The sequence below is a fragment of the Roseateles sp. P5_E8 genome, from assembly GCF_054177665.1.
In genome coordinates this window covers 16,956-40,498 of sequence record NZ_JBGCUM010000024.1, presented here as the reverse complement: position 1 = coordinate 40,498, position 23,543 = coordinate 16,956, and the positions used below count along the sequence as shown (strand labels likewise).

General features: G+C 67.4%; 22 protein-coding genes. 6 read left to right on the top strand and 16 right to left on the bottom strand.

Annotation, left to right across the window (positions count from 1 at the left end):
• Positions 1-19: 19 nt before the first annotated feature.
• The 4 genes from ACXRVZ_RS15520 to ACXRVZ_RS15505 form a co-directional block, all read right to left on the bottom strand.
• Positions 20-1,300, bottom strand: coding sequence for a YeaH/YhbH family protein (locus ACXRVZ_RS15520; RefSeq protein WP_457417748.1), 1,281 nt, complete (start codon positions 1,298-1,300; stop codon positions 20-22).
• A gap of 16 nt (positions 1,301-1,316) precedes the next feature.
• Positions 1,317-3,239, bottom strand: coding sequence for a PrkA family serine protein kinase (locus tag ACXRVZ_RS15515; protein ID WP_457417750.1), 1,923 nt, complete (start codon positions 3,237-3,239; stop codon positions 1,317-1,319).
• A 443-nt stretch (positions 3,240-3,682) separates the two neighbouring features.
• The gene (locus ACXRVZ_RS15510; RefSeq protein WP_457417752.1) at positions 3,683-4,573 is read right to left on the bottom strand and encodes a ParB/RepB/Spo0J family partition protein; all 891 of its coding nucleotides are present in this window, start codon (positions 4,571-4,573) and stop codon (positions 3,683-3,685) included.
• 15 nt (positions 4,574-4,588) lie between these two features.
• Positions 4,589-5,119 (bottom strand): RBBP9/YdeN family alpha/beta hydrolase, encoded by a 531-nt coding sequence (locus ACXRVZ_RS15505; protein ID WP_457417754.1) that lies wholly within the window; start codon positions 5,117-5,119, stop codon positions 4,589-4,591.
• A 50-nt stretch (positions 5,120-5,169) separates the two neighbouring features.
• On the opposite strand from ACXRVZ_RS15505, the gene argC reads away from it, so the two are divergent.
• The 4 genes from argC (at position 5,170) to ACXRVZ_RS15485 (ending at position 10,341) form a co-directional block, all read left to right on the top strand.
• A complete protein-coding gene (gene argC, locus ACXRVZ_RS15500) occupies positions 5,170-6,108 on the top strand; it encodes an N-acetyl-gamma-glutamyl-phosphate reductase (RefSeq protein WP_457417756.1) in 939 nt (312 codons plus the stop codon).
• A gap of 71 nt (positions 6,109-6,179) precedes the next feature.
• Positions 6,180-8,621, top strand: coding sequence for a hypothetical protein (locus ACXRVZ_RS15495; protein WP_457417758.1), 2,442 nt, complete (start codon positions 6,180-6,182; stop codon positions 8,619-8,621).
• The gene (locus ACXRVZ_RS15490; RefSeq protein WP_457417760.1) at positions 8,618-9,976 is read left to right on the top strand and encodes an esterase/lipase family protein; all 1,359 of its coding nucleotides are present in this window, start codon (positions 8,618-8,620) and stop codon (positions 9,974-9,976) included. Before ACXRVZ_RS15495 ends, ACXRVZ_RS15490 begins: the two co-directional genes overlap by 4 nt.
• 152 nt (positions 9,977-10,128) lie before the next feature.
• A complete protein-coding gene (locus ACXRVZ_RS15485) occupies positions 10,129-10,341 on the top strand; it encodes a hypothetical protein (protein ID WP_457417762.1) in 213 nt (70 codons plus the stop codon).
• A gap of 20 nt (positions 10,342-10,361) precedes the next feature.
• Here the strand turns inward: ACXRVZ_RS15485 and ACXRVZ_RS15480 are convergent, their stop codons facing one another.
• Together ACXRVZ_RS15480 and ACXRVZ_RS15475 are read right to left on the bottom strand one after the other, a co-directional pair.
• Complete coding sequence (locus ACXRVZ_RS15480; protein ID WP_457417764.1) at positions 10,362-10,670, bottom strand: hypothetical protein; 309 nt, start codon at positions 10,668-10,670, stop codon at positions 10,362-10,364.
• A 44-nt stretch (positions 10,671-10,714) separates the two neighbouring features.
• Positions 10,715-11,284, bottom strand: coding sequence for a hypothetical protein (locus ACXRVZ_RS15475; RefSeq protein WP_457417766.1), 570 nt, complete (start codon positions 11,282-11,284; stop codon positions 10,715-10,717).
• 172 nt (positions 11,285-11,456) lie between these two features.
• Here ACXRVZ_RS15475 and ACXRVZ_RS15470 point away from each other — a divergent pair, with 172 nt between their 5' ends.
• Complete coding sequence (locus ACXRVZ_RS15470) at positions 11,457-11,834, top strand: VOC family protein (protein WP_457417768.1); 378 nt, start codon at positions 11,457-11,459, stop codon at positions 11,832-11,834.
• A gap of 9 nt (positions 11,835-11,843) precedes the next feature.
• On the opposite strand, the gene ACXRVZ_RS15465 is transcribed toward ACXRVZ_RS15470, so the two are convergent.
• The 10 genes from ACXRVZ_RS15465 to mnmG all read right to left on the bottom strand — a co-directional run bounded on the left by ACXRVZ_RS15465 (position 11,844) and on the right by mnmG (position 22,118).
• Entirely contained in the window at positions 11,844-14,102 is a 2,259-nt protein-coding gene (locus tag ACXRVZ_RS15465; RefSeq protein WP_458232552.1) for a beta-glucosidase, read from the bottom strand.
• Positions 14,103-14,166: 64 nt separating this feature from the next.
• Positions 14,167-15,231, bottom strand: a complete 1,065-nt coding sequence (locus ACXRVZ_RS15460) for a pirin family protein (RefSeq protein WP_457417772.1) — start codon at positions 15,229-15,231, stop codon at positions 14,167-14,169.
• Positions 15,232-15,322: 91 nt separating this feature from the next.
• Complete coding sequence (locus ACXRVZ_RS15455; RefSeq protein ID WP_457417774.1) at positions 15,323-16,348, bottom strand: OmpA family protein; 1,026 nt, start codon at positions 16,346-16,348, stop codon at positions 15,323-15,325.
• Positions 16,349-16,443: 95 nt separating this feature from the next.
• A complete protein-coding gene (locus tag ACXRVZ_RS15450; RefSeq protein ID WP_457417776.1) occupies positions 16,444-16,938 on the bottom strand; it encodes a GNAT family N-acetyltransferase in 495 nt (164 codons plus the stop codon).
• Positions 16,935-17,681, bottom strand: a complete 747-nt coding sequence (locus ACXRVZ_RS15445) for a GNAT family N-acetyltransferase (protein WP_457417778.1) — start codon at positions 17,679-17,681, stop codon at positions 16,935-16,937. Before ACXRVZ_RS15445 ends, ACXRVZ_RS15450 begins: the two co-directional genes overlap by 4 nt.
• On the bottom strand, positions 17,674-18,186 hold the full coding sequence (locus ACXRVZ_RS15440) for an N-acetyltransferase family protein (protein ID WP_457417780.1): 513 nt from the start codon (positions 18,184-18,186) through the stop codon (positions 17,674-17,676). The genes ACXRVZ_RS15445 and ACXRVZ_RS15440 overlap by 8 nt, the downstream gene beginning before the upstream one ends.
• Positions 18,187-18,211: 25 nt before the next feature.
• Positions 18,212-18,661 (bottom strand): hypothetical protein, encoded by a 450-nt coding sequence (locus tag ACXRVZ_RS15435; protein WP_457417782.1) that lies wholly within the window; start codon positions 18,659-18,661, stop codon positions 18,212-18,214.
• Positions 18,662-18,679: 18 nt separating this feature from the next.
• Positions 18,680-19,453, bottom strand: coding sequence for a ParA family protein (locus ACXRVZ_RS15430; RefSeq protein WP_457417784.1), 774 nt, complete (start codon positions 19,451-19,453; stop codon positions 18,680-18,682).
• A gap of 77 nt (positions 19,454-19,530) precedes the next feature.
• Positions 19,531-20,157 (bottom strand): 16S rRNA (guanine(527)-N(7))-methyltransferase RsmG, encoded by a 627-nt coding sequence (gene rsmG, locus ACXRVZ_RS15425; protein ID WP_457417786.1) that lies wholly within the window; start codon positions 20,155-20,157, stop codon positions 19,531-19,533.
• Positions 20,154-22,118 (bottom strand): tRNA uridine-5-carboxymethylaminomethyl(34) synthesis enzyme MnmG, encoded by a 1,965-nt coding sequence (mnmG, locus tag ACXRVZ_RS15420; RefSeq protein WP_458232551.1) that lies wholly within the window; start codon positions 22,116-22,118, stop codon positions 20,154-20,156. Before mnmG ends, rsmG begins: the two co-directional genes overlap by 4 nt.
• Positions 22,119-22,343: 225 nt before the next feature.
• On the opposite strand from mnmG, the gene ACXRVZ_RS15415 reads away from it, so the two are divergent.
• Positions 22,344-23,513: a M23 family metallopeptidase gene (locus ACXRVZ_RS15415; RefSeq protein ID WP_457417790.1), complete on the top strand. Its 1,170-nt coding sequence runs from the start codon at positions 22,344-22,346 to the stop codon at positions 23,511-23,513.
• The last annotated feature ends 30 nt before the right edge of the window (positions 23,514-23,543 follow it).

The window sequence follows — 23,543 nt, the reverse complement described above, 5'->3', positions numbered from 1 at the left end:
CGACGATCCTCTTTAGTGCTCATGCAGAGGCCCCTTCCTTCTTGAACAACTCACGGAAGACGGGGTAGATCTGCGAGGCCTCGACGGCCTTGCGCATGGCGAAGTGGCGTGTGTCTTCTTGCAGCTTCAGGTATTCCTCCCAGAGGTTCTGCTCCGGCTCGGCCACCTGCACGTAGGCGAAGTAGCGGCACAGCGGCAGGATCTTGTCGGCCAGCAGCTCGCGGCAGCGGCCGCTGTCGTGGTGCCAGTTGTCGCCGTCGCTGGCCTGGGCGCCGTAGATGTTCCATTCGGTCGGCGAGTAGCGCTCTTTGATGATCTGCTCCATCAGCACCAAGGCGCTGGAGACCACCGTGCCGCCGGTCTCGGTTGCGTGGAAGAAGTTCTGCTCGTCGACCTCCTGCGCCTGCGTGTGGTGGCGGATGAAGACGACGTCGATCTTCTCGTAGTGCCGCGTCAGGAACAGGTAGAGCAGGATGAAGAAGCGCTTGGCGAGGTCCTTGCGGCCTTCGTCCATGGAGCCGGACACGTCCATCAGGCAGAACATGACGGCGCGCGTGGTGGGCACCGGGATGCGCACGCGCGAGCGGAAGCGCAGGTCGATGGGGTCGAGGAAGGGAATGGCCTTCAGACGGCCGAGCAGGTGCTGGATGCGCTCGCGGGTCTCAAGCAGCAGGCGCGGCGTCTCGGGGCGGTCTTCCTTCAGCAGCTCCTGCTCGCGGGCTTCGAGCTCGTGCAGCTCGCGGCGCTTGTCCATGCCCAGGGCAATGCGCCGGCCCAGGGCGCCGCGCATGGAGCGCACGACGTGAAGGTTGGTGGGCGTGCCGTCGGATACATAGCCGGCGCGCTGGCTGCGCCACTCGGGCGTGTCAGCCAACGTCGTGCGGGCGAGGTTGGGCAGGGCCAGGTCCTCGAAGAAGACCTGCATGAACTCTTCCTTGCTGAGGTGGAAGACGAAGTCGTCCTCACCCTCGCCGGAATCACTGGCCTGCCCGCCTCCGCCGCCACCGCCCTGCCCGCCTTTGGGCTTGGCGACGCGGTCACCCTTCACGTACTCGGTATTGCCGGGCCGCACCACCTCGCGCACACCGCCATCGCCGTGGCCGAAGACGGGCTCGGTGAGGTCCTTCTTTGGAATCCGCACTTCCTCGCCACGCTCCATGTCGCGGATGCCGCGCCCGTCCACCGCGCGCTTCACCGCCTCGCGGATCTGGTCCTTGTGGCGGCGCAGGAAGCGCTCACGATTGCCGATGGACTTGTTCTTGCCCGACAGCCTGCGATCAATGATCTGTTGAAGCGACATCGAGCCCCCTGCTTGATCAACTCGACTTGCGCACCCTCAGATACCACTCGCACAACAGCCTCACCTGCTTGGCCGTGTAGCCCTTGTCCACCATGCGCTGCACGAAGTTCTCGTGCTTCTTGGCGTCCTCGGCACTGGCCTTGGCGTTGAAGCTGATGACGGGCAGCAGCTCCTCGGTGTTGGAGAACATCTTCTTCTCGATGACCGTGCGCAGCTTCTCGTAGCTGGTCCACAGCGGGTTCTTGCCCGCGTTGTTGGCGCGCGCCCGCAGCACGAAGTTGACGATCTCGTTGCGGAAGTCCTTGGGATTGGAGATGCCCGCTGGCTTCTCTATCTTCTCCAGCTCGCCGTTCAGTGACACGCGGTCGAAGACCTCGCCGGTGTCGGTGTCGCGGTACTCCTGGTCCTGGATCCAGTAGTCGGCATAGGTCACGTAGCGGTCGAAGATGTTCTGGCCGTACTCGCTGTAGCTTTCCAGGTAGGCGGTCTGGATTTCCTTGCCGATGAACTCGGCGTAGCGAGGCGATAGCTGCTCCTTGATGAAGCCGACGAACTTTTCTTCCAGCTCCTTGGGGAACTGCTCGCGCTCGATCTGCTGCTCCAGCACGTACATCAGGTGCACAGGGTTGGCCGCCACTTCCGCCGAGTCGAAGTTGAAGACCTTGGACAGGATCTTGTAGGCGAAGCGCGTGCTGATGCCGCTCATGCCTTCGTCGACACCGGCGTAGTCGCGGTACTCCTGGAAGCTCTTGGCGCGCGGGTCCGTGTCCTTGAGGTTGTCGCCGTCGTAGATCTGCATCTTGGAATACAGCGACGAGTTCTCCGGCTCCTTCAGGCGCGTGAGCACTGCGAACTGGCTCATCATCTTCAGCGTGCCCGGGGCGCACTTGGCCTCGGCCAGCGAGGAGCCGCGGATGAGCTTCTCGTAGATCTTGACCTCCTCGCTGACGCGCAGGCAGTAAGGCACCTTGACGATGTAGACGCGGTCGAGAAAGGCCTCGTTGTTCTTGTTGTTGCGGAAGGTCTTCCACTCGCTCTCGTTGCTGTGCGCCAGCACGATGCCGTCAAACGGGATGGCGCCGAAGCCCTCGGTGCCCTTGTAATTGCTCTCCTGCGTGGCAGTCAGCAGCGGGTGCAGCACCTTGATCGGCGCCTTGAACATTTCCACGAACTCCAGCAGGCCCTGGTTGGCCAGGCACAGGCCGCCGGAGTAGCTGTAGGCATCGGGGTCGTCCTGGGCATAGGTCTCCAGCTTGCGGATGTCGACCTTGCCGACCAGCGAGCTGATGTCCTGGTTGTTCTCGTCACCTGGCTCGGTCTTGGCCACGCCGATCTGCTTGAGCACGCTGGGGTAGCGCTTGATGACCTTGAACTTGCGGATGTCGCCGCCGAACTCATCCAGGCGCTTGACCGCCCAGGGCGACAGCACGCGGTTCAGGTAGCGGCGCGGGATGCCGTAGTCGCGCTCCAGCAGCGGGCCGTCCTCGGTGATGTCGAAGAGGCCCAGCGGGCTCTCGTTCACGGGTGAACCGGCCAATGCGTAGAAGGGCACATGCTCCATGAGCTGCTTGAGCCGCTCGGCGATGGAGCTCTTGCCGCCGCCGACGGGCCCGAGCAGGTAGAGGATCTGTTTCTTTTCCTCCAGCCCCTGAGCAGCGTGTCTGAAATAGGACACCACCTGCTCGATCGCTTCTTCGAGCCCGTAGAACTCGGCGAAGGCCGGGTAGATCTTGATGGTCTTGTTGGCAAACAACCGCGACAGCCGCTGGTCATTGCGCGTGTCGAGCATCTGCGGCTCGCCGATGGCCTTCAGCATGCGCTCGGCAGCTGTGGCGTAAGCCAGCGGGTTGCTTTTGCACTCCGCGAGGTAGTCCTCCAGCGAGAGCTCCTCGACCTTGCTGCGCTCGTAGCGCTTCGCGAAATGGCTGATGACGTCCATGCCCCACCTCCTGCGGTTTGAACTCCACAGGGTCACAGGCACGATCCGTGCCCGTGATCAGCTGGGGGGTTCTGATCGCGCCTCAACTGCAAGGCGTCATCAGAACTCTCCGCTCGGTTGATCGTCAGCTTGCCGCTGCCGACCTTTCGTCGATCTCAAGAATAAGCCGCTGTCTGTCCACCAACAAATCTCGTCGCGTTTTCGTTGACAGGGCCGAGCCAGCATACGCCCGGGTTTTAGGCAAGACCTGGCACTTTTCGTTCAGACCACACGAACATGGGGGCCTTGTGGCGCCCCCCAGACAAGGGTGAAGAAGTGTTGAGCTGGCAACACTCGACATGCCACCAGGCAGCAACGTCATCCGCGCCAATCCTAGTGTTGGATGCATCGCCATGGCCCGATGTCGGACGCCACCGCATTGCGCGGCGGCGGTACGGGTGGCGCTAGGTGCCGCGCAGCTTGTCGAGCAGGCCGGACAGCGCGTCCAGCGAGTCGAAGTGGATGGCCAGCTCGCCGCTCTGGCCGCGCTTGCTGCGCTTCTTCACGCGCACCTCGACGGTGGCGGCAAGCGCATCGGCCAGCTCCTCTTCCAGCCGCAGCACGTCGCGGCTCTTGTCGTTCTTCACGCGCAGCAGCGGCTGTTGGCGCGCGGCGCCTTGCTGTTTGGCGACCAGCTTCTCGGCCTCGCGCACGCTGAGCTTCTTGGCCGCGATCTCGGTGGCCGTGGTGATCTGCGTGGCGCCGTCCAGCGGCAGCAGCGCGCGGGCGTGGCCCATGTCCAGGTCGCCGGCCATCAGCATGTTCTGCACCGGCGCCGAAAGGTTCAACAGCCGCAGCAGATTGCTCGCTGCACTGCGCGAACGGCCCACCGCCTGTGCGGCCTGCTCATGCGTCAGGCCGAACTCGTCGGTCAGGCGCTTCAGGCCTTGCGCCTCTTCCAGCGGGTTGAGGTCTTCGCGCTGGATGTTCTCGATCAGCGCCATCGCGGCGGCCGACTCGTCGGGCACCGCCTTCACCAGCACCGGCACCTCGCGCAGGCCTGCAAGCTTTGCGGCACGGAAGCGCCGTTCGCCGGCAATGATTTCGTAGCTCACGCCGCCGTTCGGGCTGATCGGCCTGACCAGGATGGGCTGCATGATCCCTTGCGCCTTGATCGACTCGGCCAGCTCGTACAGCGAGCCTTCGTCCATGCGCGTGCGCGGCTGGTATTTGCCGGCTTGCAGCTGTTCGAGCTTCAGCACGGAGGGCAAGTCGGTGGCGGGCGCATCGCTGACCTTGGGGCCGAGCAGTGCTTCCAGGCCGAGGCCGAGGCCTTTGGGTTTCTTGGTGACCATGCCGCCGATTGTCAGTCAGAGGCTGAACAACAGCTCTCGCCCCTCGGGCCAGTCGCCCAGGCCGGAGTCCGCGTTCAGGTGCCCGCGCGGCCCGGCGATGACGACGCTGCTGCCCCAGTCGGCCGCCATCTGCGTGCTGCGTTCGGCGGCGCAGAAGGGGTCGTCGCTGCTGATGACGGCAATGCTGGCAAAGGGCAGCCGCGGGCGGCGGATGGGGCGCCAGTTGTGGAGCTGGGGCGGCATGTCCTCGCGTTCGGTGTCGGGCGGGGCGACGAGCAGCGCGCCCTTCACCCGCGCCGTGTGCTGCGAATGCTCGGCCCAGGCCGCCACCAGCTGGCAGCCCAGCGAGTGGGCGGCCAGCAGCGTCGGCGCGTCGCTTTCCAGCAGCACCTCGTCCAGCCGCGCCATCCAGTCGCCGCGGCGGGGCCAGTCCCAGTCGTGCTGCTCCACGCGCTGGTCGCCGTGCAGCGCCTCCCAGCGGCTTTGCCAGTGGTCGGGGTCGGAGTTTTGCCAGCCGGGGAGAAGCAGTACGCGTGTCGCAGTCATGGTTTGCCCTTATCCTGTGCGGCTGATTTTCATCGGTTGGAGCAGCGGCAATGACGTTCAAGGTGTTTGTGGATGGCCAGGAAGGCACCACGGGTTTGCGGATTCACGAGTACCTCGCGGCCCGCAGCGACATCGAGGTGTTGAAGATCGACGCCGACAAGCGCAAGGACCCGGCCGAGCGCGCGCTGCTGCTGAACGCGGCGGACGTGGCCTTCCTGTGCCTGCCCGATGCCGCCTCGCGCGAGGCGGCCTTCATGGTCAACAACACCCGGACCTGCCTCATCGACGCCAGCACCGCCCACCGCACGGCGCCGGGCTGGGCGTTTGGCCTGCCGGAGCTGGCTCGGGGCCAGCGCGGCGCCATCCAGGCCAGCAAGCGCATCGCCAACCCGGGCTGCCACGCCAGCGCCTTCATCCTGGCCGTGCGCCCGCTGGTGGACGCCGGCCTGCTGCCGCGCGATGCGGCGGTCAGCGCCACGTCCATCACCGGCTACTCGGGCGGCGGCAAGTCCATGATTGCCGAGTACGAGCAGCAGCCGCTGCCCGCCCATCTGCAGGCGCCGCGCCCCTACGCGCTGGGCTTGAAGCACAAGCATCTGCCCGAGATGGCGGCGCACACCGGCCTCGCGAATCCGCCGGTCTTCATGCCCATCGTCAGCAGCTTCTACAAGGGCCTGGCCGTCAGCGTGCCGCTGCACCTGAGCCAGCTCAAGGCGGGCACGACGCCTGAACAGATCCAGGCCGCGCTGGCCGCGCACTACGCGGGCGAGCGCTTCATCAGCGTCAAGCCACTGCGCGAGGGGGAAGCCGGTGCCTTTGACGTGCAGGCCTGCAACGACACGAACCGCGTCGACATCTTCGTGTTCGCGAGCGACAAGCAGGTGCTGCTGATGGCGCGCCTGGACAACCTCGGCAAGGGCGCCAGCGGCGCGGCGGTGCAGAGCATGAACGTGCACCTCGGCCTCGAAGAGTCGTTGGGTCTCGTCTAAGCGCAAACGTGGCGTTGCGCGCCAGCGCAGCGTCGCGATACTGCGGGCCGTCTTGATGAAGAGGCCCGCTCGTGAGCACATCCGGCAAAGCGCGTAACAACCCCCAGCCGCCGCCCGAACATGAGCGGCTGCTGGAGGCGGTGCACATCGCCCGCCCCGGCGACGCGCTGGGCCTGGCCCTCGCCAGCGTGGACACCCGCTCGCGCCAGAGCATGGCCCAGCAGGCGCTGCGCTGGACCTATCTGCTGCGGTCCCGCCAGCGCTGGCTGCGCGATGCCAAGGTGCGCGACCAGCACCAGGCGGACGCCGCCGAGACCTTACGCATCCTGGGCCTGGGCCCGGACGAATTGCAGGCGCTGGGCGAGGCGCAGATGCTGGTCGTGCGGGTGCCTTACACGCACGAGGCGATCTGCTGGGAGGGCCGCATCTTCCCGTGGGAATACGTGCTGGCCGCTGCCACGCGCGAGCAGCGCCGCGCCGCTGCCGACGGTCCCAAGCCGTTGACCGTTATCCGCGAGCTGCAGGTGCAGCACGAGGTGGCGGGTGAGTGGCAACCGGTGCCGCGCGCGGCGGTCGTCTTCCCGGCGTGGAAGGACTTCCGCGTGCTGGTCGTCAACGCGCTGCCGACCGAGCTGTGCGAGCGCTGGACGGTCGACGCCGAGCTGAAGAACCTGGCTGCTGCGCTGCCGCCCGACGTGCCGGCGCCGCGGGTGCTGAACTACCCCAGCCTGGAGGAGCTGACCGCCGAGCTGGCCGCGCGGCCGCCGCATCTGCTGCACTTTGCGGGCATGGACAGCCACCAGGGCCTGCGCGAGCTGGGCTCGCTGGCGGCCAAGACGGCGCTGGTGGAGGCGCCCGACTCGGACGCCGCCGACGCGCCCAGCCGCGTGCAGATCATCGACGACCTGCTGGCCGATTCGCGCCGTGTGCTGGACGGCCTTTTGCTGCGCGGCGGCAAGGGCTATCCGCGCCTCGTGCACGCCCAGGCGCTGGCCACGGCCGTTGCCGACGCAGTGGGCAAGACGCCGCCCTACCTGACGACGCTCAACATCTGGAACAGCGCCGCCCGCCTGGCGCCCATGCTGATCGCCGAGGGCGCCTCGCGCGCCGCGCTGGGCTTTCAGGACGCGTTCGAGGACTCGCTGGCCGAGTACGCCATCACGCAGCTGCTGCGCCAGCTGTTCGCCACCGGCTTCGACCTGCCGGTGGCGTTCGCCAACGTGTGGGAAGAGGTGAGGGCGTTGCCCGAGTCCGTCGACGCGACCGGCGTGACGCTGTGGCTGGACGGGCCGGTCTTCGTCGACCCCGCCACGCGCGCGGCGCACGCGGCCAACAGCCTCGCGCTGGGCGACAAGGAGCGCAAGCCCGCATCGGCCGAGGTGCGCTGCGCCATCGAGCCCTTCCCAGAGCTCAACTACGCCGTGCTGCACAACGCTCAGCCGCTGTTTCGCCGCTTCGTGCTCAGCTGCGACGCGCCCGACAAGGCCGAGCCGCTGGACGTGGAAGTGGCCGTGCACATGGGTGCCGAGGAGGCGCGCTATGAGCGGCGCGTCGTCATGCAGCACGAGCGCGAGAACCTCACGAAGGACATCCATGTGCCGCTGACGGCCGACGTGGCGCGCGGCGTGCACGAGGCCATCAACACCAGTCTGCAAGTGCGCGTGCGCCAGGGCGACAAGGTGCTGTATCACGACAGCCACCGCCTGCGCCTGCTGCCGGTGGACCAGTGGCGCGACAACCGCCGCGACGGCCAGTGGCTGCCCTCTTTCGTGCTGCCGCGCGACCCGGCCATCATTGCCGCGGTGTCGCAGTCGCAGCGCTACAACCGCGTGCTGCGCGACGACCCGACGGCCGGCTTCGAGGGCTACCAATGCGTGCCCGACAGCGCCGTGCCGGCCAACGGCCGCATCGACGAGGAGCTGCTGCGCGGCGTGGACCGCCAGGTCGAGGCCATCTGGGCAACGCTGCTGCACGACTGGCAATTGGGCTACATCAACCCGCCGCCCAGCTACAGCAAGCAGCTGGACTCGCAGCGGCTGCGCATGCCGAGCACCGTGCTGGCCGACCGCGCCGGCACCTGCATCGACCTGGCCCTGCTGTTCGCGGCCTGCCTGGAGCTGGTGGACATCTACCCGGTCGTCTTCCTGCTCGAAGGCCACGCTCTACCGGGCTGGTGGCGCCACCCGAGCTTCCGCGAGGAGTACATGCAGATGACCGGCAACTACAGCGGCGCCGTGCAGGCCGACGCCAGCGGCAGCTCGGCCGCCAACGCGCAGGCCGTGCCCTGGCACGCCGGCCGCGCCAGCTGGGACGAGGTGCGCGGCCTCATCCTGGACCGCAAGCTGGTGCCCATCGAGACGGTGCGGCTGACCGAGCACTGCGGCTTTGTCGAGGCCATCGAGGCGGGGGTTCAGGCGTTGAGTGACCGGGCGGACTACGACTCGATGCTGGACATCATCACGGCCCGGCAAAGGCAGATCACGCCGTTGCCGCTGTTGAGGGATTCGGAATGACCGCCGCCAGCCAGACGCTGTGGGCCGAGGTGGGCGACCAGCTCGACGTGCCCGCGCCCAGCGGCGAGGCGGGCCGCGCGCCCATCCAGCAACGCCGCCGCCGGGGCTTCGATGCGAGTGCCGCCGACGGCCGCGCCGCAGTACGGCTGCTGAAGGGCGACGGCGAGGACGGCCTGCTGCGCTGGGTCTACGAGCCGCCCGTGCGCCAGCTCGGCACGCAAGGGCGGCGCAGCTGGCGTGCATTCGCGCCGGAGTCGCGCGAGACGGTCCAGCGCATCGCCTTCCCAGAGCTGGGCGCCAACCAACTGACCGACGCGCTGCGCAACCTGGACCGCCGGCTTAACCCCGTGCTGGCCGCCATCACGTCGCCCGCCGACGGCCTGCGCCGCTGGAACGGTCAGGCCTGGGCGCCGCTCGCTTCGGCTGAGCCGGCCGCGCTGAAAGGCCGCGTGCTTGTGCTCGTGCATGGCACCTTCAGCGCCAGCGCGATGTACGCCAAGGAGTTCACCGCCACGGTGGACGGCGAGACGCTGCTGCAGCGCCTGGCCGACGCCAGCGGCACTTACAACGCCGTGCTGGCCTTCGACCACCCAACGCTGAGCGTCGCGCCCTGGCTGAACGCGCTGGCCTTGCGCGACGCCTTGGCGCCCTGCCCGGCCGAGTTCGACTTCGTCGGCCACAGCCGTGGCGGCCTCGTCATCTCCTGGCTGCTGCGCATGGCGCCCGAGCTGCGCGCCCGCCAGGCCTTGTTCGTCGGCTCACCGCTGGCCGGCACGTCGCTGGCCGCGCCCGACAAGCTGCGCCAGGCGCTGGACACGCTGGCCAGCTTTGCCGATGCGGTGTCGGAGGTGTCATTCAAGGCCGGCAAGGTCGCGCCGCCGGGCCTGCAGGTGCTGGCCCTGGGCGTGGGCGGCTTGGCCTGCGTGTTGGGCAAGGTGCTGGAGCTGGGCGCCCGCACCCCGCTGGCCGACGCGGCGGTGGGCCTGGTGCCGGGGTTGCTGTCCCAGGGCCGCGTCAACAACAACCTGGAGCTGGCGCAGCTCTACCCGCTGCCAAGTGGGACCGAAGTGCGTGCCATCGGTGGCAGCTTCATGCCGGCCGAGGTCAACCAGCCGCTGTGGAAGCTGTGGAAGCGCGTGACCAACCTGAAAGGCCAGGCGATGTACTACGGCGCCGATCTGATCTTCGACCAGCCCAACGACCTGGTCGTGGACAGCGCGTCGATGAACCGCCTGGGCGACCTGACGCTGGCGGCGCCGCACTGGGAGGATCTGGGTGTGAGTGCGGAGACGCATCACACGAATTACTTTCAGGATTTAAGGGTGTTGAATTGGTTGGATGGGCGTCTGCGCTGACGATCGTTACCCGTCAAAATGAACTTTTAATGGTGAGCGGAGCGGGGAGAAGGATCTTGGCAAAGCAAGTGGTTGGACCGTACCCCAAGGCGGCTACTCGACTGTGGCGCCCGTCGTCATGGCGGTTGATCGCTCTCTCCCTGACGGCTGTCATGTCGACCGCAGCTCAGCCAGTGTTTGCCGCCGAGCAAAGTTCAGCTGAGCGGCTGCGCGGCCTTGTCCGGTTGAAGAGCATGCAGCAGTATTCAGAACTCGTGTACGACATGTACTTGCGCAAATGTGCGCGAACCAATCCTGCGACCGAGCAGATCATCCCTCTCTTCGAAAGGAAGATGCGCAGTTCTGGATTGCAGTTGACGAGCTGATTCCGAAGTTCAGATCGCGTTTACAGCTCGAGGTCGGCCAAGCGGAAGCGCAACGCGCCTTCGCTGTCATTGACGGCGAGCAAAAGCAGGTCGTGGCGATGATGAAGGAATCTGTTGCGCGTGATGAAAAGGTTCAGCGGATCGATTGCACGAATGAACCTGGAAAGCTCAAAGGCGTTCCATCCGATCTCAAGCCGGACATCGAAGAATTGCGGCGTCAGTGACGGGTCAGCCCGGCAGGTTGGGATAAACGCAGTGAACCCCAACGCATCTAGCCGCTCGCCATGTCGTTGATCCAACAAGCCGTCGCTTGCGTTGGGGTTCGCCATGCTCACCCCTAATCTGCTGGATGAAGTTCCGCGCTGTACGGGGTCTAGTGAAAGACTATCGCGCCATCCTTGGCACACATGGCGAACGCTTTCATCCAGTCCTCATAGGAGGAACGAAAGTATTCGTCCGGGTGTTTGGCGGCCGTGGCCCGATATTGAAGGAAATCTGCGTAAACGCGCTTGCACACGGCCGGACCAATGACACCTTCGGCATCTGAGAAGTCAATCAGCTCCCAGAAAGGGCCTTTCTTGATACTCCAGACGGTAGCGTCATACCGGAGTTCGATCTTGCCATTGAACGACTTGTATGGCGTCTGCTTGTAGCCGGCAAGCTTTGCCAATTCATTCCGCCAATGGTTGTAACCTGAATAGGAACCCGCTCTGAAATCGAACAGCGACTGGTATCGGTACACCTTTCCTGGTGTTAGGCCTGCAAACCGTTCGACGAATTCTACGGGTGCCAATTTGACTTGATTTTCCCCAACGGGTTCACCGTCTTTGTCGAATTTCGGTGAGGGAACAATCGTTAGTTTTTCGTAGGCTGTCACATCCAATCCGGCATATGCCGTAAGAGGCCAGAGGCATATTGCGGCAGCTAACTTGCGAAATGACATGTTGGTGAAATCTCAAAAGATTGACGGGCGAGACCTTGCAAGTTCTCGTCGGGCAATCTGACCCTGTGAGGCTTGGATGATGCCAGTCGGCAGGCAGCCCGGTAGGTTGGGGTAACGCAGTTAACCCTAACCCATACCCGCAACTGGAGGCCGAAGAACCTTAGGAGCATTCATGTTCGACCACGTCAAATTCGGCGTCAGCGACTACGCCGCGAGCAAGGCCTTCTTCCTTCAGGCGCTGGCGCCGCTAGGCGTCTTGAAAGGCGGCGAAGGGGAGCCGTCGTACGGCATTGAGCTCTACGTCGATGGCCAGGTGGCCACGCTGTGCTTGTTCGAGACCAAGGAAAGGCCCGCGCACCTGCACATCGCGTTCGCGGCCGAGACGCGCGAGCAGGTCGACGCGTTCTACCGCGAAGCGCTGGCGGCAGGTGGCCAAGACAACGGCCCGCCGGGCCTGCGCCCGAAGTACCACGCGAACTACTACGCCGCGTTTGTCATCGGGCCGGACGGGCACAACATCGAGGCGGTTTGCCACGCGCCCGAGGCCTGACCGAATGGCTCAGCGCCGCAGTTGCGCGGACGTGAACCTGCGGCCTGCCAGCGACAGCTTGGCGGTGGCGCGGATGTCGTCCGAGCCCGCACCAAGCTCCACTTCATACGTGCCGGGCGCGATGACCCATTCGCCGGTCGACTCGTCGAAGGTGGCCAGCAGCCGAGGGTCGACGGTGACCGCGCTCGTGCCGGTCTGGCCCGGCTTCAGCGCCAGCTTGCCGAAGCCGACCAGGCGGCGAGGCGCTTCCCAGCGGGCGTTTTGCGGCGCACGCACGTAGACCTGGCCCACCGAGGCGCCCTCGCGGTTGCCGGTGTTCTTGATGGCGAACTTGACCGTCACGGGCGCGTTGGCCTTCTGGTCTGCCTTGAGGCCGCCCAGCTCGAAGCTGGTGTACGACAGCCCGTGGCCGAAGGCGTACAGCGGCTTGTGGCCGTGCAGGTCGAACCACTTGTAGCCCACTGCCGCGCCCTCGGTATAGCGGACGGTGAACAGCGGGCCGTCGGACTTGCCGCCGATCTGTGGGCGCACCAGTTGCGCCGTGCTGGCGGGGAAGGTGAGGGGCAGGTGGCCGGAGGGGTTGACCTCGCCGGTCAGGATGCGGGCGATGGCCTCACCGCCGGCCGCGCCCGGGTAGAAGGCGGCCAGGATGCCCTTCACGTCCTTTTGCCAGGGCATCAGGACGGCGCCGCCGCTCTCGACGACAACGACCGTGTTCGGGTTGGCCTTGGCCACCGCGCTGACGATGGCGTCCTGGTTGCCGTCCAGGCTCAGCGACGGCGCATCCAGCGACTCGGCCGTCCACTGGTGGACGAAGACGATGGCGACATCTGCTGCGGCGGCGGCCTTGGCTGCGGCGTCGACGTTGGTGCCTGCATCGAAGGCGAACTGCGTTGCGGGCAACTGCTTCTGCAAGGCCTTCATCGGCGACGACGGTTGCCACACCTGCGTCAGCCAGCCGCCAGGGCCGAGGCCCGGCACGGCGTTGCCGCCGATGGGCGTGACGACGGCGGAGCCGCCGCCCGCAATCACGGCCTTGTCGGCGTAGCTGCCGATGATGGCCACGCGCTTGGGCGCTGCGCTCGGGGCAAGCGGCAGCACGCCAGCTTCGTTCTTCAGCAGCACCAGCGACTGCTCGGCGGCCGCCTGCGAGATCTGCGCATGGGCCGCGTAATCGATGGCGTCGGCGATGGGCCCGGTCTTGAGCGGGTGGTCGACCACGCCCTTGTCGAACATCGCCCACAGGATGCGGCGGGCCATGTCGTCGATGCGGGCCAGCGGCACGGAGCCGTCGTCGACGGCGTCCCGCAGTGGCTTGGCGAAGTAGGGCACCTTGTCGAAGGGAAAGCCGGACTGCTGGTCCAGCCCGCCGTTGGCGTCCTGCACCGTCGAGTGCACGGCGCCCCAGTCGGACATGACATAGCCCTTGTAGGCCCAGTCGCCCTTGAGCACCTTGTTCTGCCAGAAGGAGTTCTGGCAGGCGTAGACGTCGTTGATGCGGTTGTACGAGCACATCACCGAGCCGGGGCTGGACTTCTCGATGGCAAGCTCAAAAGCTAACGCGTCGCTCATGCGCATCGCGGGCTCGGAGATCTGCGCGCTGACGATGTTGCGGCCGGTCTCCTGCGCGTTGATCAGGTAGTGCTTGACCGTCGAGATGATGTGGTTGGCCTGCACGCCGCGGATCAGCCCGGCGCCCATTTCGGCGGCGAGCAGGGAGTCCTCGCCGGTGTATTCGAAGTTGCGGCCGTTCAGCGGCTCGCGCGCCAGGTTGACGCCACCCGCCAGCATGACGTTGAAGCCCGACAGCCGCGCCTCCAGGCCGATCATCTTGCCACCGGCCTCGGTGACGCGCGGGTCCCAACTGGCGGCCGTGGCCAGCGACGAGGGCAGGGAGGTGCGTTCCAGGTAAGGGTTGCGCACGCCGATGGAGGCGTCGGCCTGGTACTGGGCCGGGATGCCCAGGCGGGGGATGCCGGGGATGTAGCCGGCCGAGCCCGGGATGACCTTGGCGGCGACTTCCTTGGCGTTGACGCCGGGGATGATGGTGCTGTCCACCTGCGCGAGCTGGTCGCCCGACGCATAGCCGAACAGCAGCAGCAGCTTCTCTTCCAGCGTCATGGCCTTGAGCAGCAGCTCGGTGCGCTGGGTGGAGGTCCTGGCCTTGTCCATCCAGGGTTGGGCGTCCGCGGCGAGCAGCGGCGCCGCTGCGGTGCTGAGCGCCATTGCCACAGCGGTGGCCAACAGGGAAGCGTGCATTGATTTCATGGCGAGAGGCGCTCCGCCGCAGATGCGCGGCAGCGCTTTCAAGAGCTGAGAAGGCGGGCGGACTCTACAGCGTCGGCTCCTGCGCTGCGTGCCGTTCCACGCGGCCGTCGGCATGCCGGGCGAAGCGCGCGCCATCGTCACCGTGGACGGGCGCGGAGTCGGGCCAGGGCCAGCCGCCGAACTCGGTGCGCCGGTAGTCCTCGAAGGCCTGGCGCAGCTCCTGCTCGGTGTTCATGACGAAGGGTCCGTACTGGGCCACCGGCTCGCCGATGGGGCGGCCTTGCAGCATCAGCAGCTCGGCGGGCTCTGCGCCGTTGACCAGGGTGACGGCGGCGCCCGCCCGAAGCTCGATGGCGGACTTCACGTCCACCGCCTGGCCGTCCACGCTGAGGCGCGTGCCGGCGAAGAAGTAGAGCTTGCGGCGCGTGCCGTCGCCGGTGGCTGGCGGCAGCACCCAGTGCGCGCCGGGTTCCAGGCGCAGCGTCCAGATGGCGACGTCCGAATGCAGCCGCGAGGCCCACGAGTCCGGCGGCGGCGCCAGCGGCTGGGCCACACCGCCGCCTGAGTCGGACAGGGGCAGGGCGCCGGCAATGCAGACGACCTCCGTGGCGCGCCCCTCGCCGTCGACGAAGCGGTGCTGCGGGATGTCCTGCGACCAGAACATCGTGAAGTGCGGCTCCACCATCTTGCTGTCGGCCGGCAGGTTGAGCCAGATCTGGAACAGCTCCAGCGGGTTGGCTGCGTCGGTGTGCAGCAGCGGGAACATCTCCGCGTGGACGATGCCCTTGCCGGCGGTGAGCCACTGCACGTCGCCGCCGCCGAAGCGGGCGCCGGCGCCGAGCGAGTCCGCGTGGTCGATGCGGCCCTGGCGCACGATGGTGACCGTCTCGAAGCCGCGGTGCGGGTGGGCCGGGAAGCCGGGCACCTGCTGGCCGTGGTACATGCTCCAGCCGTCCTTGCGCGAGAAGTCCGAGCCGATCTGGCGGCCCGCCAACAGCGACGCGTCCGGCCCGTAGCGGCCGTTGCCGTGCGGGTAGGCGTCGTCGTGGTGGACGCAGAAAAGGAAGGGGTCGAGCGTCTCCCAGGGGAAGCCCAGCGGAGCGATGGAGACGACGGAGGGAGGCAGCATGGCGAGGTCCGGTCACGGCCGCGTGGCGCGGCTCGAAGGCTGTGACGCTAACGCGAGTTGGCAGCCTTTGCAGGCCCTGCGCTATTTACCGCTATTGCGCCACAAGCTCCACGCGCCGGTTCCTTGCTCGCCCGGCGTCGTCGCCATTGCCCGCCACTGGCGCCAGGCTGGCCAGGCCCTTGGGCGCGACGCGTTTGGCGTCGACCTTGTACGGCGCCGCAGTCAGCGCCGCGACGACGGCCTGGGCGCGGGCCAGGCTGAGCTTCTCGTTGGACTCGAAGCTGCCGACGTTGTCGGTGTGGCCGACGATCCAGGCCTTCAGCGCGGGCTGACTTTTCAGCAGCTCGGCCATGGCTTCGAGCTGCGCCTTGGACTCGGGCTTGAGCTCGGTCTTGCCGGTGTCGAAGAACAAGCCCGTCAGCGTGACGCGGCCTTCCGCCGCCAAGCCGGCCTGCAACGCGGCCGGGTCCACGGTGACCTGGCCGGTCTCCATCGCCTTGGGTTCGATGATCGTCAGATAGGTGGCGACCAGGCCCGTCGTCGCATTGGCGGCCAGTGAGTTGTAGAGCAGCACGTGCGCTTCGTGGCCGGGCTTGCCCAGCGTGCCGACGAGCATGCGGCCGTCTTCGGGGGACAGGGCCGAGGTGAGGCTGTAGCGGCTGCCGGTGGGCGTCTCGACGTCGCCCTTGGCCCAGGTCATGCCCTTGTTGGGCTCGCTTGCCTTCCACCAGGCGAAGTAGAGGTCGGCGCACTTGCTTTCGCACGAGAAGCGCTTCTTGAAGCCGGCGGCGTTCAGCGCCTGCTCGTAGTTGCGCCACACCTCCAGCGCCGCCTTGCCGCGCGGCGCGATGTAGAGGGTGCGTGTGATCTTGCCTTCCAGGTTGAGCGGGTCCTTGAACTGGCGGCCGTCGCCCTTGGCCATCTCGGCGCTGGCGGGCAGCACGGCGGCGTCCCAGTTGGAGACGCTCTGGCCGGCCAGCCAGGAGCCGGCGAAGCGCTTGATGAGCGGGTGGTCGGCGGCGCCGGGCAGGTCGACGACGGGTTTGTCGGCCGCGAACACGGTGGCGTGGGCGGCCAGGGCCAGCAGGGCGGTGGCGAGGCGGGTGGTGTTGGTCATGGGCGCAGGAGGCCGCGTTTTGAGAGGCGCCATGTTCACGCAGCCCGTGGCCCCGCCTGCCGCTTGGGCGCCTGCAAACGTGGGAGATCCAGCCCCTATCGGCTGGCCAATTCGTAACGAAATTCGACGCAGGCCTCGCCGCGGAATTCCGTGTCGATTTGCTGGATGAGCGGCGCGCCCAGGCGCTCCAGCAGCCGGATGCAGGCGGTGTTGCGCGCATCGGTCTGGGCGTGGATGCGCGCCACGGGCGTCTGGTCGAACACCAAGGCGACGGCCTCGCACACGGCGGCGCTGGCGATGCCCTGGCCCTGGGCGGCGCGGGCCAGCGTGAAGCCGAACTCGGCCTCGCAGCCATCGGCGCTGACGAAGACGCCCAGGTCACCGAGCAGTTGGCCGGTCAGCTCGTCGGCAATGCCGAGCTGTGTCCACTCGCCCGGCTGGAAGAGCGGCGCGGCGGCCATCCCGTTCAGGAAGGCCAGCGCCTGGGCGTCGGACTTGGGCACCCAGCCCTGCCAGCGGCCAACGTCGGGGTCGTTGCGGTAGGCCTGGAAGGCCGGCAGGTCGTCGGGGCCGAGGCGGCGGAGATTCATGCCAAGACCTGCTCGGGGCTGCGGTAGTGGTAGCGATAGGCGAAGACGAAGCCCATGCGCGCGTAGAGGCGCTTGGCGACCTCGTTGTCGCTGCCCACCTGCAGATAGGCCTGGCGCGCGCCCTGGGCGTGGGCGAGGGCCAGCAGCGCCCGGCACAGGCGGTCGGCATGGCCCTGGCGCTGGACGGCCGAGGCGATGTCGTAGAGGCCCACGATGTCGCCATCGACGACCATCTGGCCGCAGGCCAGCAAGGCGCCGGCCGCGTCGTTGAGCGCAAAGCCCTGGTAGGTGACCGGGGCGTTAGCAATGCGCTCGGCGTGGGCGGCTATTGCCGTCACCGACGAGCCGCGCAGCGTGCCAACGAGGGCGGCGTAGGCCTGCGCGTCGAGGGCCTGGAGGGCGACCGGCGCGGGCTCGGGGGTGAGGGTGTCCAGCAGCATCACATCCGCCGCATCGAACGCGCCCCAGCCCTTGGCCGCCAGCCGCGCGTCGAGGTCGGCGGGCTGGCTCCACGGCGTCACGCGCACGGCCAGCGGCAGCCCGGCGGCGTCGTAGGCCTGCTTGCATCGGGCCAGCAGGTCGTCCAGCGGCAGGCTGCCCTCGCGCAGCGCGTTGATGCAGCGCGAGCGCTTGGCCTTGCCCGGCGACAGGCGGATCAGCCAGCCGTCGATGTCGGCCTGCTGGGGCGGCGCGCTGGCGTCGAGGCCGGCGAGTTCGGCGCGGAGGGCGAGGGCGTCAAGCATGGAGCAGGGCCGAGGGATCGCGCCACACGCAGCGCCACTCCGCCAGCGTTGCGCCGCCGAGGCCATCGGTCATGCCCTGCTCGGCGAACTCCGCGCCCATGCGGGCGTAGAAGCGCTTGGCGGGCTCGTTGCCGTCCAGCACCCAGAGGAAGAGGGGCTGGGTGTGCTCGGCGCCGAGCCGGGTGGCCACAGCCTGAAGCAGCCGGCGGCCGATGCCGCCGCCCTTGTGCTCGGGGTGGACGTGCAGGTTGTCGACCAGCGTGCCCCAGACGGGGTCGTGGTGCAGCAGCACATAGGCGAAGCCGATCATCTGGCCCGTGGCGTCTTCGGCCACGACGCCAAAGGCCGGCGCGGTGGCGGGGCCCAGCAGGCGTTCGCGCCAGACGGCCTGGCGGTCGGCGATGACGCCGTTGTCCAGAAAATCGTCCGACAACAGGCCGCGGTAGGCGCTGCGCCAGCTGGTGGCATGGAGGTCGGCGATGGCGTCGGCGTCGGCCGGGGTCATTGGGCGAAGCATGGCGCTGGGGGCCTTAGACATGCACTTGAATCTGCCGCATAGGCCCGCCTACGGCGTCACCCAGCTGTTGCAGAGCTTGTTCGGAAATTCCGGCGACGTTCGGATTGGCGGCCTCCAGGAAGAAGCGGCCGAACGCGACCGGCCAGCCGTACCTCAGCTCGTTCAATGAAACGTCAGCGCCACAGCATGCTGCTATGACTCGCAGGTTCTCAAATCCGCTCTCGGCAGCGACCTCCATGGCGTCGCTCCACCAACCTTCGGCATCGGCTCCACATGACGGGCAATGCACGCCGTCCCAATTGCCGCCGGCGTCCACAAAGACGACTTGCTCCTTGATATGACAGACAACGTCGCTGGCCATAGGTAGCAAGGCGGAAAGTAGTTGCGTCGCTCGGGTTGCTTGATCGACGCTCGGCACATAGCCTGGGTCAACGGGAACGTAACGGAGCAGGGCGTCTGACATAGCAAGAGCCGCGGGTGCCTACCGCATCGTCTCGATCCGCGCCACCATCTCCTTGGCGAACTCCACAAACGCCACCGCGCCCTTGGAGCTGGGGTCGAACACGACGCCCGGTAGCCCGTAGCTCGGCGCCTCGGCGAGGCGCACGTTGCGCGGGATGACGGTGTCGAAGACCTTGTTGCCGAAGTGGGTCTTGAGCTGGTCGCTGACCTGCTGCTGCAGCGTGATGCGCGGGTCGAACATGACGCGCAGCAGGCCGATGATCTGCAAATCAGGGTTCAGGTTGGCGTGGATCTGCTTGATGGTGTTGACCAGGTCGGTCAGGCCTTCCAGCGCGAAGTACTCGCACTGCATGGGCACGATGACACCGTGGGCGCAGCACAGACCGTTCAGCGTCAGCATGGACAGCGACGGCGGGCAGTCGATGAGGATGAAGTCGTAGTCCGGGCCGGCATCGGCCAGCGCGGCCTTGAGCCGGGCCTCGCGGCGCTCCAGCGCGACCAGGTCCACCTCGGCACCGGCCAGCTCGCGGTTCGCGCCGAGCACGTCGTAGCCGGCCTTTTCCGCGCGCATCCTGGCCTCGGGCAGGGTGGCGGATTCCAGCAGCACGTCGTAGACGGTCAGCTCCAGCTTGCGCTTGTCGATGCCGGAACCCATGGTCGCGTTGCCCTGCGGGTCCAGGTCGACGACGAGGACGCGCTGCCCGATCTGCGCCAAGCCGGCGGCGAGGTTGACGGTGGTGGTGGTCTTGCCGACGCCGCCCTTCTGGTTGGCGATGCAGAAAATCTTGGCCATGGGTTCCAGTTCTCGACTGCTGGCATCGTACCGGCGCGGCGCGGCGGTGAGGCTCGGGCGTGACCCGCGCCGAGGGCTCAGCGAGGCCGCATCCAGATGATGCAGCGCTGGGCGTCCAGGCCCGGGACGGCCAGTTGTTCCACGTGAAACACGTCCACGTCGGCCGGCAGGGCGGCGATCTCGTCGGCCGGGTGCTGGCCCTTCATGGCCATCCAGACGGCACCCTGGCCCAGGTGCTGGCGCGTCAGGCTGGTGAAGTCCACCAGCGAGGCAAAGGCGCGGGAGGTGATGACGCCGAAGGGCTCGGTGCTCAGCTGCTCCACCCTGCTGTGCACGCCGTGCAGGTTGGGCAGCTTCAGCTCGGCCGCAACCTGCTGGATGAAGGTCGCCTTCTTGGCGACGGCGTCCACGCAGCTGACGTCGGTGCCCGGGCAGCAGATGGCGATGACCACGCCCGGCAGGCCACCACCGGCGCCGACGTCCATGAGTCTGTCCGGCGCGCCATGGCGCAGCAGCGGCGCGATGACCGACAGGCTGTCCACCAGGTGGTGGCTCAGCATCTGCGCCGGGTCACGCACGGCGGTCAGGTTGTAGACCTTGTTCCACTTCTGCAGCAGGGCCAGGTAGGCCAGCAGCTGGTCGAGCTGGGCGTCGTTGAGATCCAGGCCAAGTTCGCGTGTCGCGCTTGCTAGCGTGTCCTTCATGCAGCTTCATCCACAACGGCGGCCTCGGCCGTGAAGCCCTTGAACTTACCCTTCTTCAGGTGCACCAGCAGCAGCGAAACGGCGGCCGGCGTGATGCCGGAGATGCGTGACGCCTGGCCCAGCGTTTCCGGACGGTGCTTGTTCAGCTTCTGACGCGCCTCGAAGGAGAGGGCGTGGACGAGGCCGTAGTCCAGGTCGTCGGGCAGCTTCAGGTGCTCGAAGTGGGCGGCGCGGGCGACGTCGTCGACCTGCTTGTTGATGTAGCCGGCGTACTTGGTGCTGATCTCTAGCTGTTCGGTGACGAGGTCGGCCAGCTCCTGGCCCAATTCGGCGGTCAGTGTTTCACGTGAAACACCGGCCTCCGGGCGTGCAATAGCCGCGACTTCCGCGACGGTGTCGAACACGACACCCGGCCGGCGCAGCAGTTCGACCAGTGTGTATTCACGCTCCAGCGCCTTGCCGACCAAGCGCTCGGCGTCCGCCGCCGGCAGGATGCCAGGATGTACCCGGGTGCTCTTCAGCTTCTCTGTTTCACGTGAAACAGCATCGCGCTTGCGGTTGAAGGCGGCCCAGCGCTCGTCGTCGACCAAGCCCAGCTGGCGGCCGGTCTCGGTCAGGCGGGCGTCGGCGTTGTCCTCGCGCAGCTGCAGGCGGAACTCGGCGCGGCTGGTGAACATGCGGTAGGGCTCGGTCACACCCTTGGTGATGAGGTCGTCCACCAGCACGCCCAGGTAGGCCTGGTCGCGCGCGGGCGTCCACGCGCCGTCGCCGCGCACCTGCAGCGCCGCGTTCAGGCCGGCGAACAGGCCTTGGGCCGCCGCCTCCTCGTAGCCGGTCGTGCCGTTGATCTGGCCGGCGAAGAACAGGCCCTGGATGACCTTGGTCTCGAACGAGGCCTTCAGCCCGCGCGGGTCGAAGTAGTCGTACTCGATGGCGTAGCCGGGGCGCAGGATGTCGGCGTTCTCCAGGCCGGGGATGCTGCGCACGGCGGCGAGCTGGATGTCGAAGGGCAGGGAGGTGGAGATGCCGTTGGGGTAGTACTCGTGCGTCGTCAGGCCCTCGGGTTCCAGGAAGATCTGGTGCGAGTCCTTGTCGGCGAAGCGGTTGACCTTGTCCTCGATGCTCGGGCAGTAGCGCGGGCCCACGCCTTCGATGACGCCGGTGAACATGGGGCTGCGGTCAAAGCCGCTGCGGATGATCTCGTGCGTGCGCAGGTTGGTGTGCGTGATCCAGCAAGGCACCTGCTGCGGATGCATGGCCTTGTTGCCCATGAAGCTGAACACCGGCACGGGGTCCAGGTCACCGGGCTGGGCCTCGCACTTGCTGAAGTCGATGGTCCGGCCATCCAGTCGAGGCGGCGTGCCGGTCTTGAGCCGGCCCTGCGGCAGCTTCAGCTCCTTGAGCCGGGCCGACAGCGACACGGCCGGCGGGTCGCCCGCGCGGCCGGCGGCGTAGTTCTGCAGGCCGACGTGGATGCGGCCGTCCAGGAAGGTGCCGGCCGTCAGCACGACGGCGCGGGCGCGGAACTGGATGCCGGCCTGCGTGACGGCACCGACGACGCGGTCGCCCTCCACCATCAAGTCATCCACCGCTTGCTGGAACAGCATCAGGTTGGGCTGGTTCTCCAGCCGGCGGCGGATGGCGGCCTTGTAGAGGATGCGGTCGGCCTGGGCGCGGGTGGCGCGTACGGCCGGGCCCTTGCTGCCGTTCAGGATGCGGAACTGGATGCCGCCTTCGTCGGTGGCCAGCGCCATCGCGCCGCCCAGCGCGTCGACTTCCTTCACGAGATGGCCCTTGCCGATGCCGCCGATGCTGGGGTTGCAGCTCATCTGGCCCAGGGTCTCGATGTTGTGGGTCAGCAGCAGCGTCTGCGCGCCCATGCGGGCAGCGGCGAGCGCGGCCTCGGTGCCGGCATGGCCGCCGCCGACGACGATGACATCGAATTCCTTGGGGTAGAGCATCTCGATCCTGGAAAGAACGGTGCCTGCGCGAGCGCTCAGGCGAACCGCGAATTTTAAGGAGTGGCTGTGGATAAGTCACCCTGTACGGCCTTGGCGCACGGGCGGCCGCGCCGCAATGCAGCGCAATCCGGACGCTTGAAGCCCGGGGATATGCCGTTGGTCGCGCCACACGGGCGGTGCAAGGCACGGCTGCCCACAATGCGCCGCTGTCTTGAAAGGACTCCCATGCTTCGTCGCTCCGTGTTTTTGTTCGCCTGCTTGGCCGCATCCAGCAGCCTGCCGGCCTGGTCGCAGGCGCTGTCGGTGCGCTTCTATCCGGCGCAGGGCGTTCACGCCTACGCCATCGATTCGGTGCGTGGGGTCCAGGGCGTGCTGGTGCAGAACATCGCCATCAGCAACGACGGCAGCACGCCCCTCACGCTGGACTCGGTGACGCTGGCCGTGAAGGGCCCGGGCACGCCGACCGACTCCCGGCTGCTGGAGGCCGCGGACCTGGCCAAGAGCGCCGCGCGCGGCAAGCAGATGAACGACGCCGGCATGATGGCCCAGCTCGACTTTCAGTTTGGCGGGGCTGCGCTGCTCGGAACGAAGCCGGTCTTCGCGTCCTCGGCGACGCTGGCTCCCGGCGAGATGCTGATGCTGGTGCAGCAGTTCCTGAGCTATCGCGGCAAGCGGCCGGCCGTCACGGTGCAGGTCTCGGGCCATGACGCCGGCCAGCAGGCGGTCAGCGCCGTCGCCTCGCTGCCCATCCTGGCTGGCGCGAAGAACAAGTACCGCTTTCCACTCGCGGGCACCTGGTTCATCGGCGCTGGCCCGTCCCCGCACTCCCATCACCGCTGGGTGGTGCCGCAGGAATTCGCGCTGGACATCGCGCGCATCGGCGAGGGTGGCTTGAGTTACCGAGGCCAGGGCAGCCAGCTCTCGGACCACTTCGCTTACGGCGCCCCCGTGCTGGCGGCGGCCGACGGCATCGTGCGCGTCGCGCGCCAGGATGCGCCCGAATCGGCGGATGACCTGCGGCGCCCCGGCGAGGAGCAGGCCGCTTACCTGAAGCGCGTTGGCGAGCAGCAAGACAGGCGCATGGCCCAGGGCGGCGACGCCATCATCGGCAACTACGTGCTGATCGAACACGCCCAGGGCGAGTCCACCGTGTATGCCCACCTGCAGACGGCCAGCGTGCGCGTCAAGGTCGGCGAGGCGGTGCGCGCCGGGCAGGTGATTGGCCAACTGGGCAGCAGCGGCAACTCCACCGAGCCGCACCTGCACTTCCATGTCTGCGACCGGCCCCAGGCGCTGCGCTGCGCGGGTGTGCCCGTGAGCTTCGACAACATCGAGCTGCCTTATGTGGATCAGTTGCGCGATCTGCAGACCGGCGACATCGTCGTCACCCGGTGACACGGGGCCTGGACGGCAAAATCGCGGCTG

Bases quoted from the DNA above. Each gene is read 5' to 3' on its own strand.
- ACXRVZ_RS15520 (WP_457417748.1), bottom strand. From the start codon at position 1,300: ATGTCGCTTCAACAGATCATTGATCGCAGGCTGTCGGGCAAGAACAAG.
- ACXRVZ_RS15515 (WP_457417750.1), bottom strand. From the start codon at position 3,239: ATGGACGTCATCAGCCATTTCGCGAAGCGCTACGAGCGCAGCAAGGTC.
- ACXRVZ_RS15510 (WP_457417752.1), bottom strand. From the start codon at position 4,573: ATGGTCACCAAGAAACCCAAAGGCCTCGGCCTCGGCCTGGAAGCACTG.
- ACXRVZ_RS15505 (WP_457417754.1), bottom strand. From the start codon at position 5,119: ATGACTGCGACACGCGTACTGCTTCTCCCCGGCTGGCAAAACTCCGAC.
- argC (WP_457417756.1), top strand. From the start codon at position 5,170: ATGACGTTCAAGGTGTTTGTGGATGGCCAGGAAGGCACCACGGGTTTG.
- ACXRVZ_RS15490 (WP_457417760.1), top strand. From the start codon at position 8,618: ATGACCGCCGCCAGCCAGACGCTGTGGGCCGAGGTGGGCGACCAGCTC.
- ACXRVZ_RS15485 (WP_457417762.1), top strand. From the start codon at position 10,129: ATGTCGACCGCAGCTCAGCCAGTGTTTGCCGCCGAGCAAAGTTCAGCT.
- ACXRVZ_RS15480 (WP_457417764.1), bottom strand. From the start codon at position 10,670: ATGGCGAACCCCAACGCAAGCGACGGCTTGTTGGATCAACGACATGGC.
- ACXRVZ_RS15475 (WP_457417766.1), bottom strand. From the start codon at position 11,284: ATGTCATTTCGCAAGTTAGCTGCCGCAATATGCCTCTGGCCTCTTACG.
- ACXRVZ_RS15470 (WP_457417768.1), top strand. From the start codon at position 11,457: ATGTTCGACCACGTCAAATTCGGCGTCAGCGACTACGCCGCGAGCAAG.
- ACXRVZ_RS15465 (WP_458232552.1), bottom strand. From the start codon at position 14,102: ATGAAATCAATGCACGCTTCCCTGTTGGCCACCGCTGTGGCAATGGCG.
- ACXRVZ_RS15460 (WP_457417772.1), bottom strand. From the start codon at position 15,231: ATGCTGCCTCCCTCCGTCGTCTCCATCGCTCCGCTGGGCTTCCCCTGG.
- ACXRVZ_RS15455 (WP_457417774.1), bottom strand. From the start codon at position 16,348: ATGACCAACACCACCCGCCTCGCCACCGCCCTGCTGGCCCTGGCCGCC.
- ACXRVZ_RS15450 (WP_457417776.1), bottom strand. From the start codon at position 16,938: ATGAATCTCCGCCGCCTCGGCCCCGACGACCTGCCGGCCTTCCAGGCC.
- ACXRVZ_RS15445 (WP_457417778.1), bottom strand. From the start codon at position 17,681: ATGCTTGACGCCCTCGCCCTCCGCGCCGAACTCGCCGGCCTCGACGCC.
- ACXRVZ_RS15440 (WP_457417780.1), bottom strand. From the start codon at position 18,186: ATGACCCCGGCCGACGCCGACGCCATCGCCGACCTCCATGCCACCAGC.
- ACXRVZ_RS15435 (WP_457417782.1), bottom strand. From the start codon at position 18,661: ATGTCAGACGCCCTGCTCCGTTACGTTCCCGTTGACCCAGGCTATGTG.
- ACXRVZ_RS15430 (WP_457417784.1), bottom strand. From the start codon at position 19,453: ATGGCCAAGATTTTCTGCATCGCCAACCAGAAGGGCGGCGTCGGCAAG.
- rsmG (WP_457417786.1), bottom strand. From the start codon at position 20,157: ATGAAGGACACGCTAGCAAGCGCGACACGCGAACTTGGCCTGGATCTC.
- mnmG (WP_458232551.1), bottom strand. From the start codon at position 22,118: ATGCTCTACCCCAAGGAATTCGATGTCATCGTCGTCGGCGGCGGCCAT.
- ACXRVZ_RS15415 (WP_457417790.1), top strand. From the start codon at position 22,344: ATGCTTCGTCGCTCCGTGTTTTTGTTCGCCTGCTTGGCCGCATCCAGC.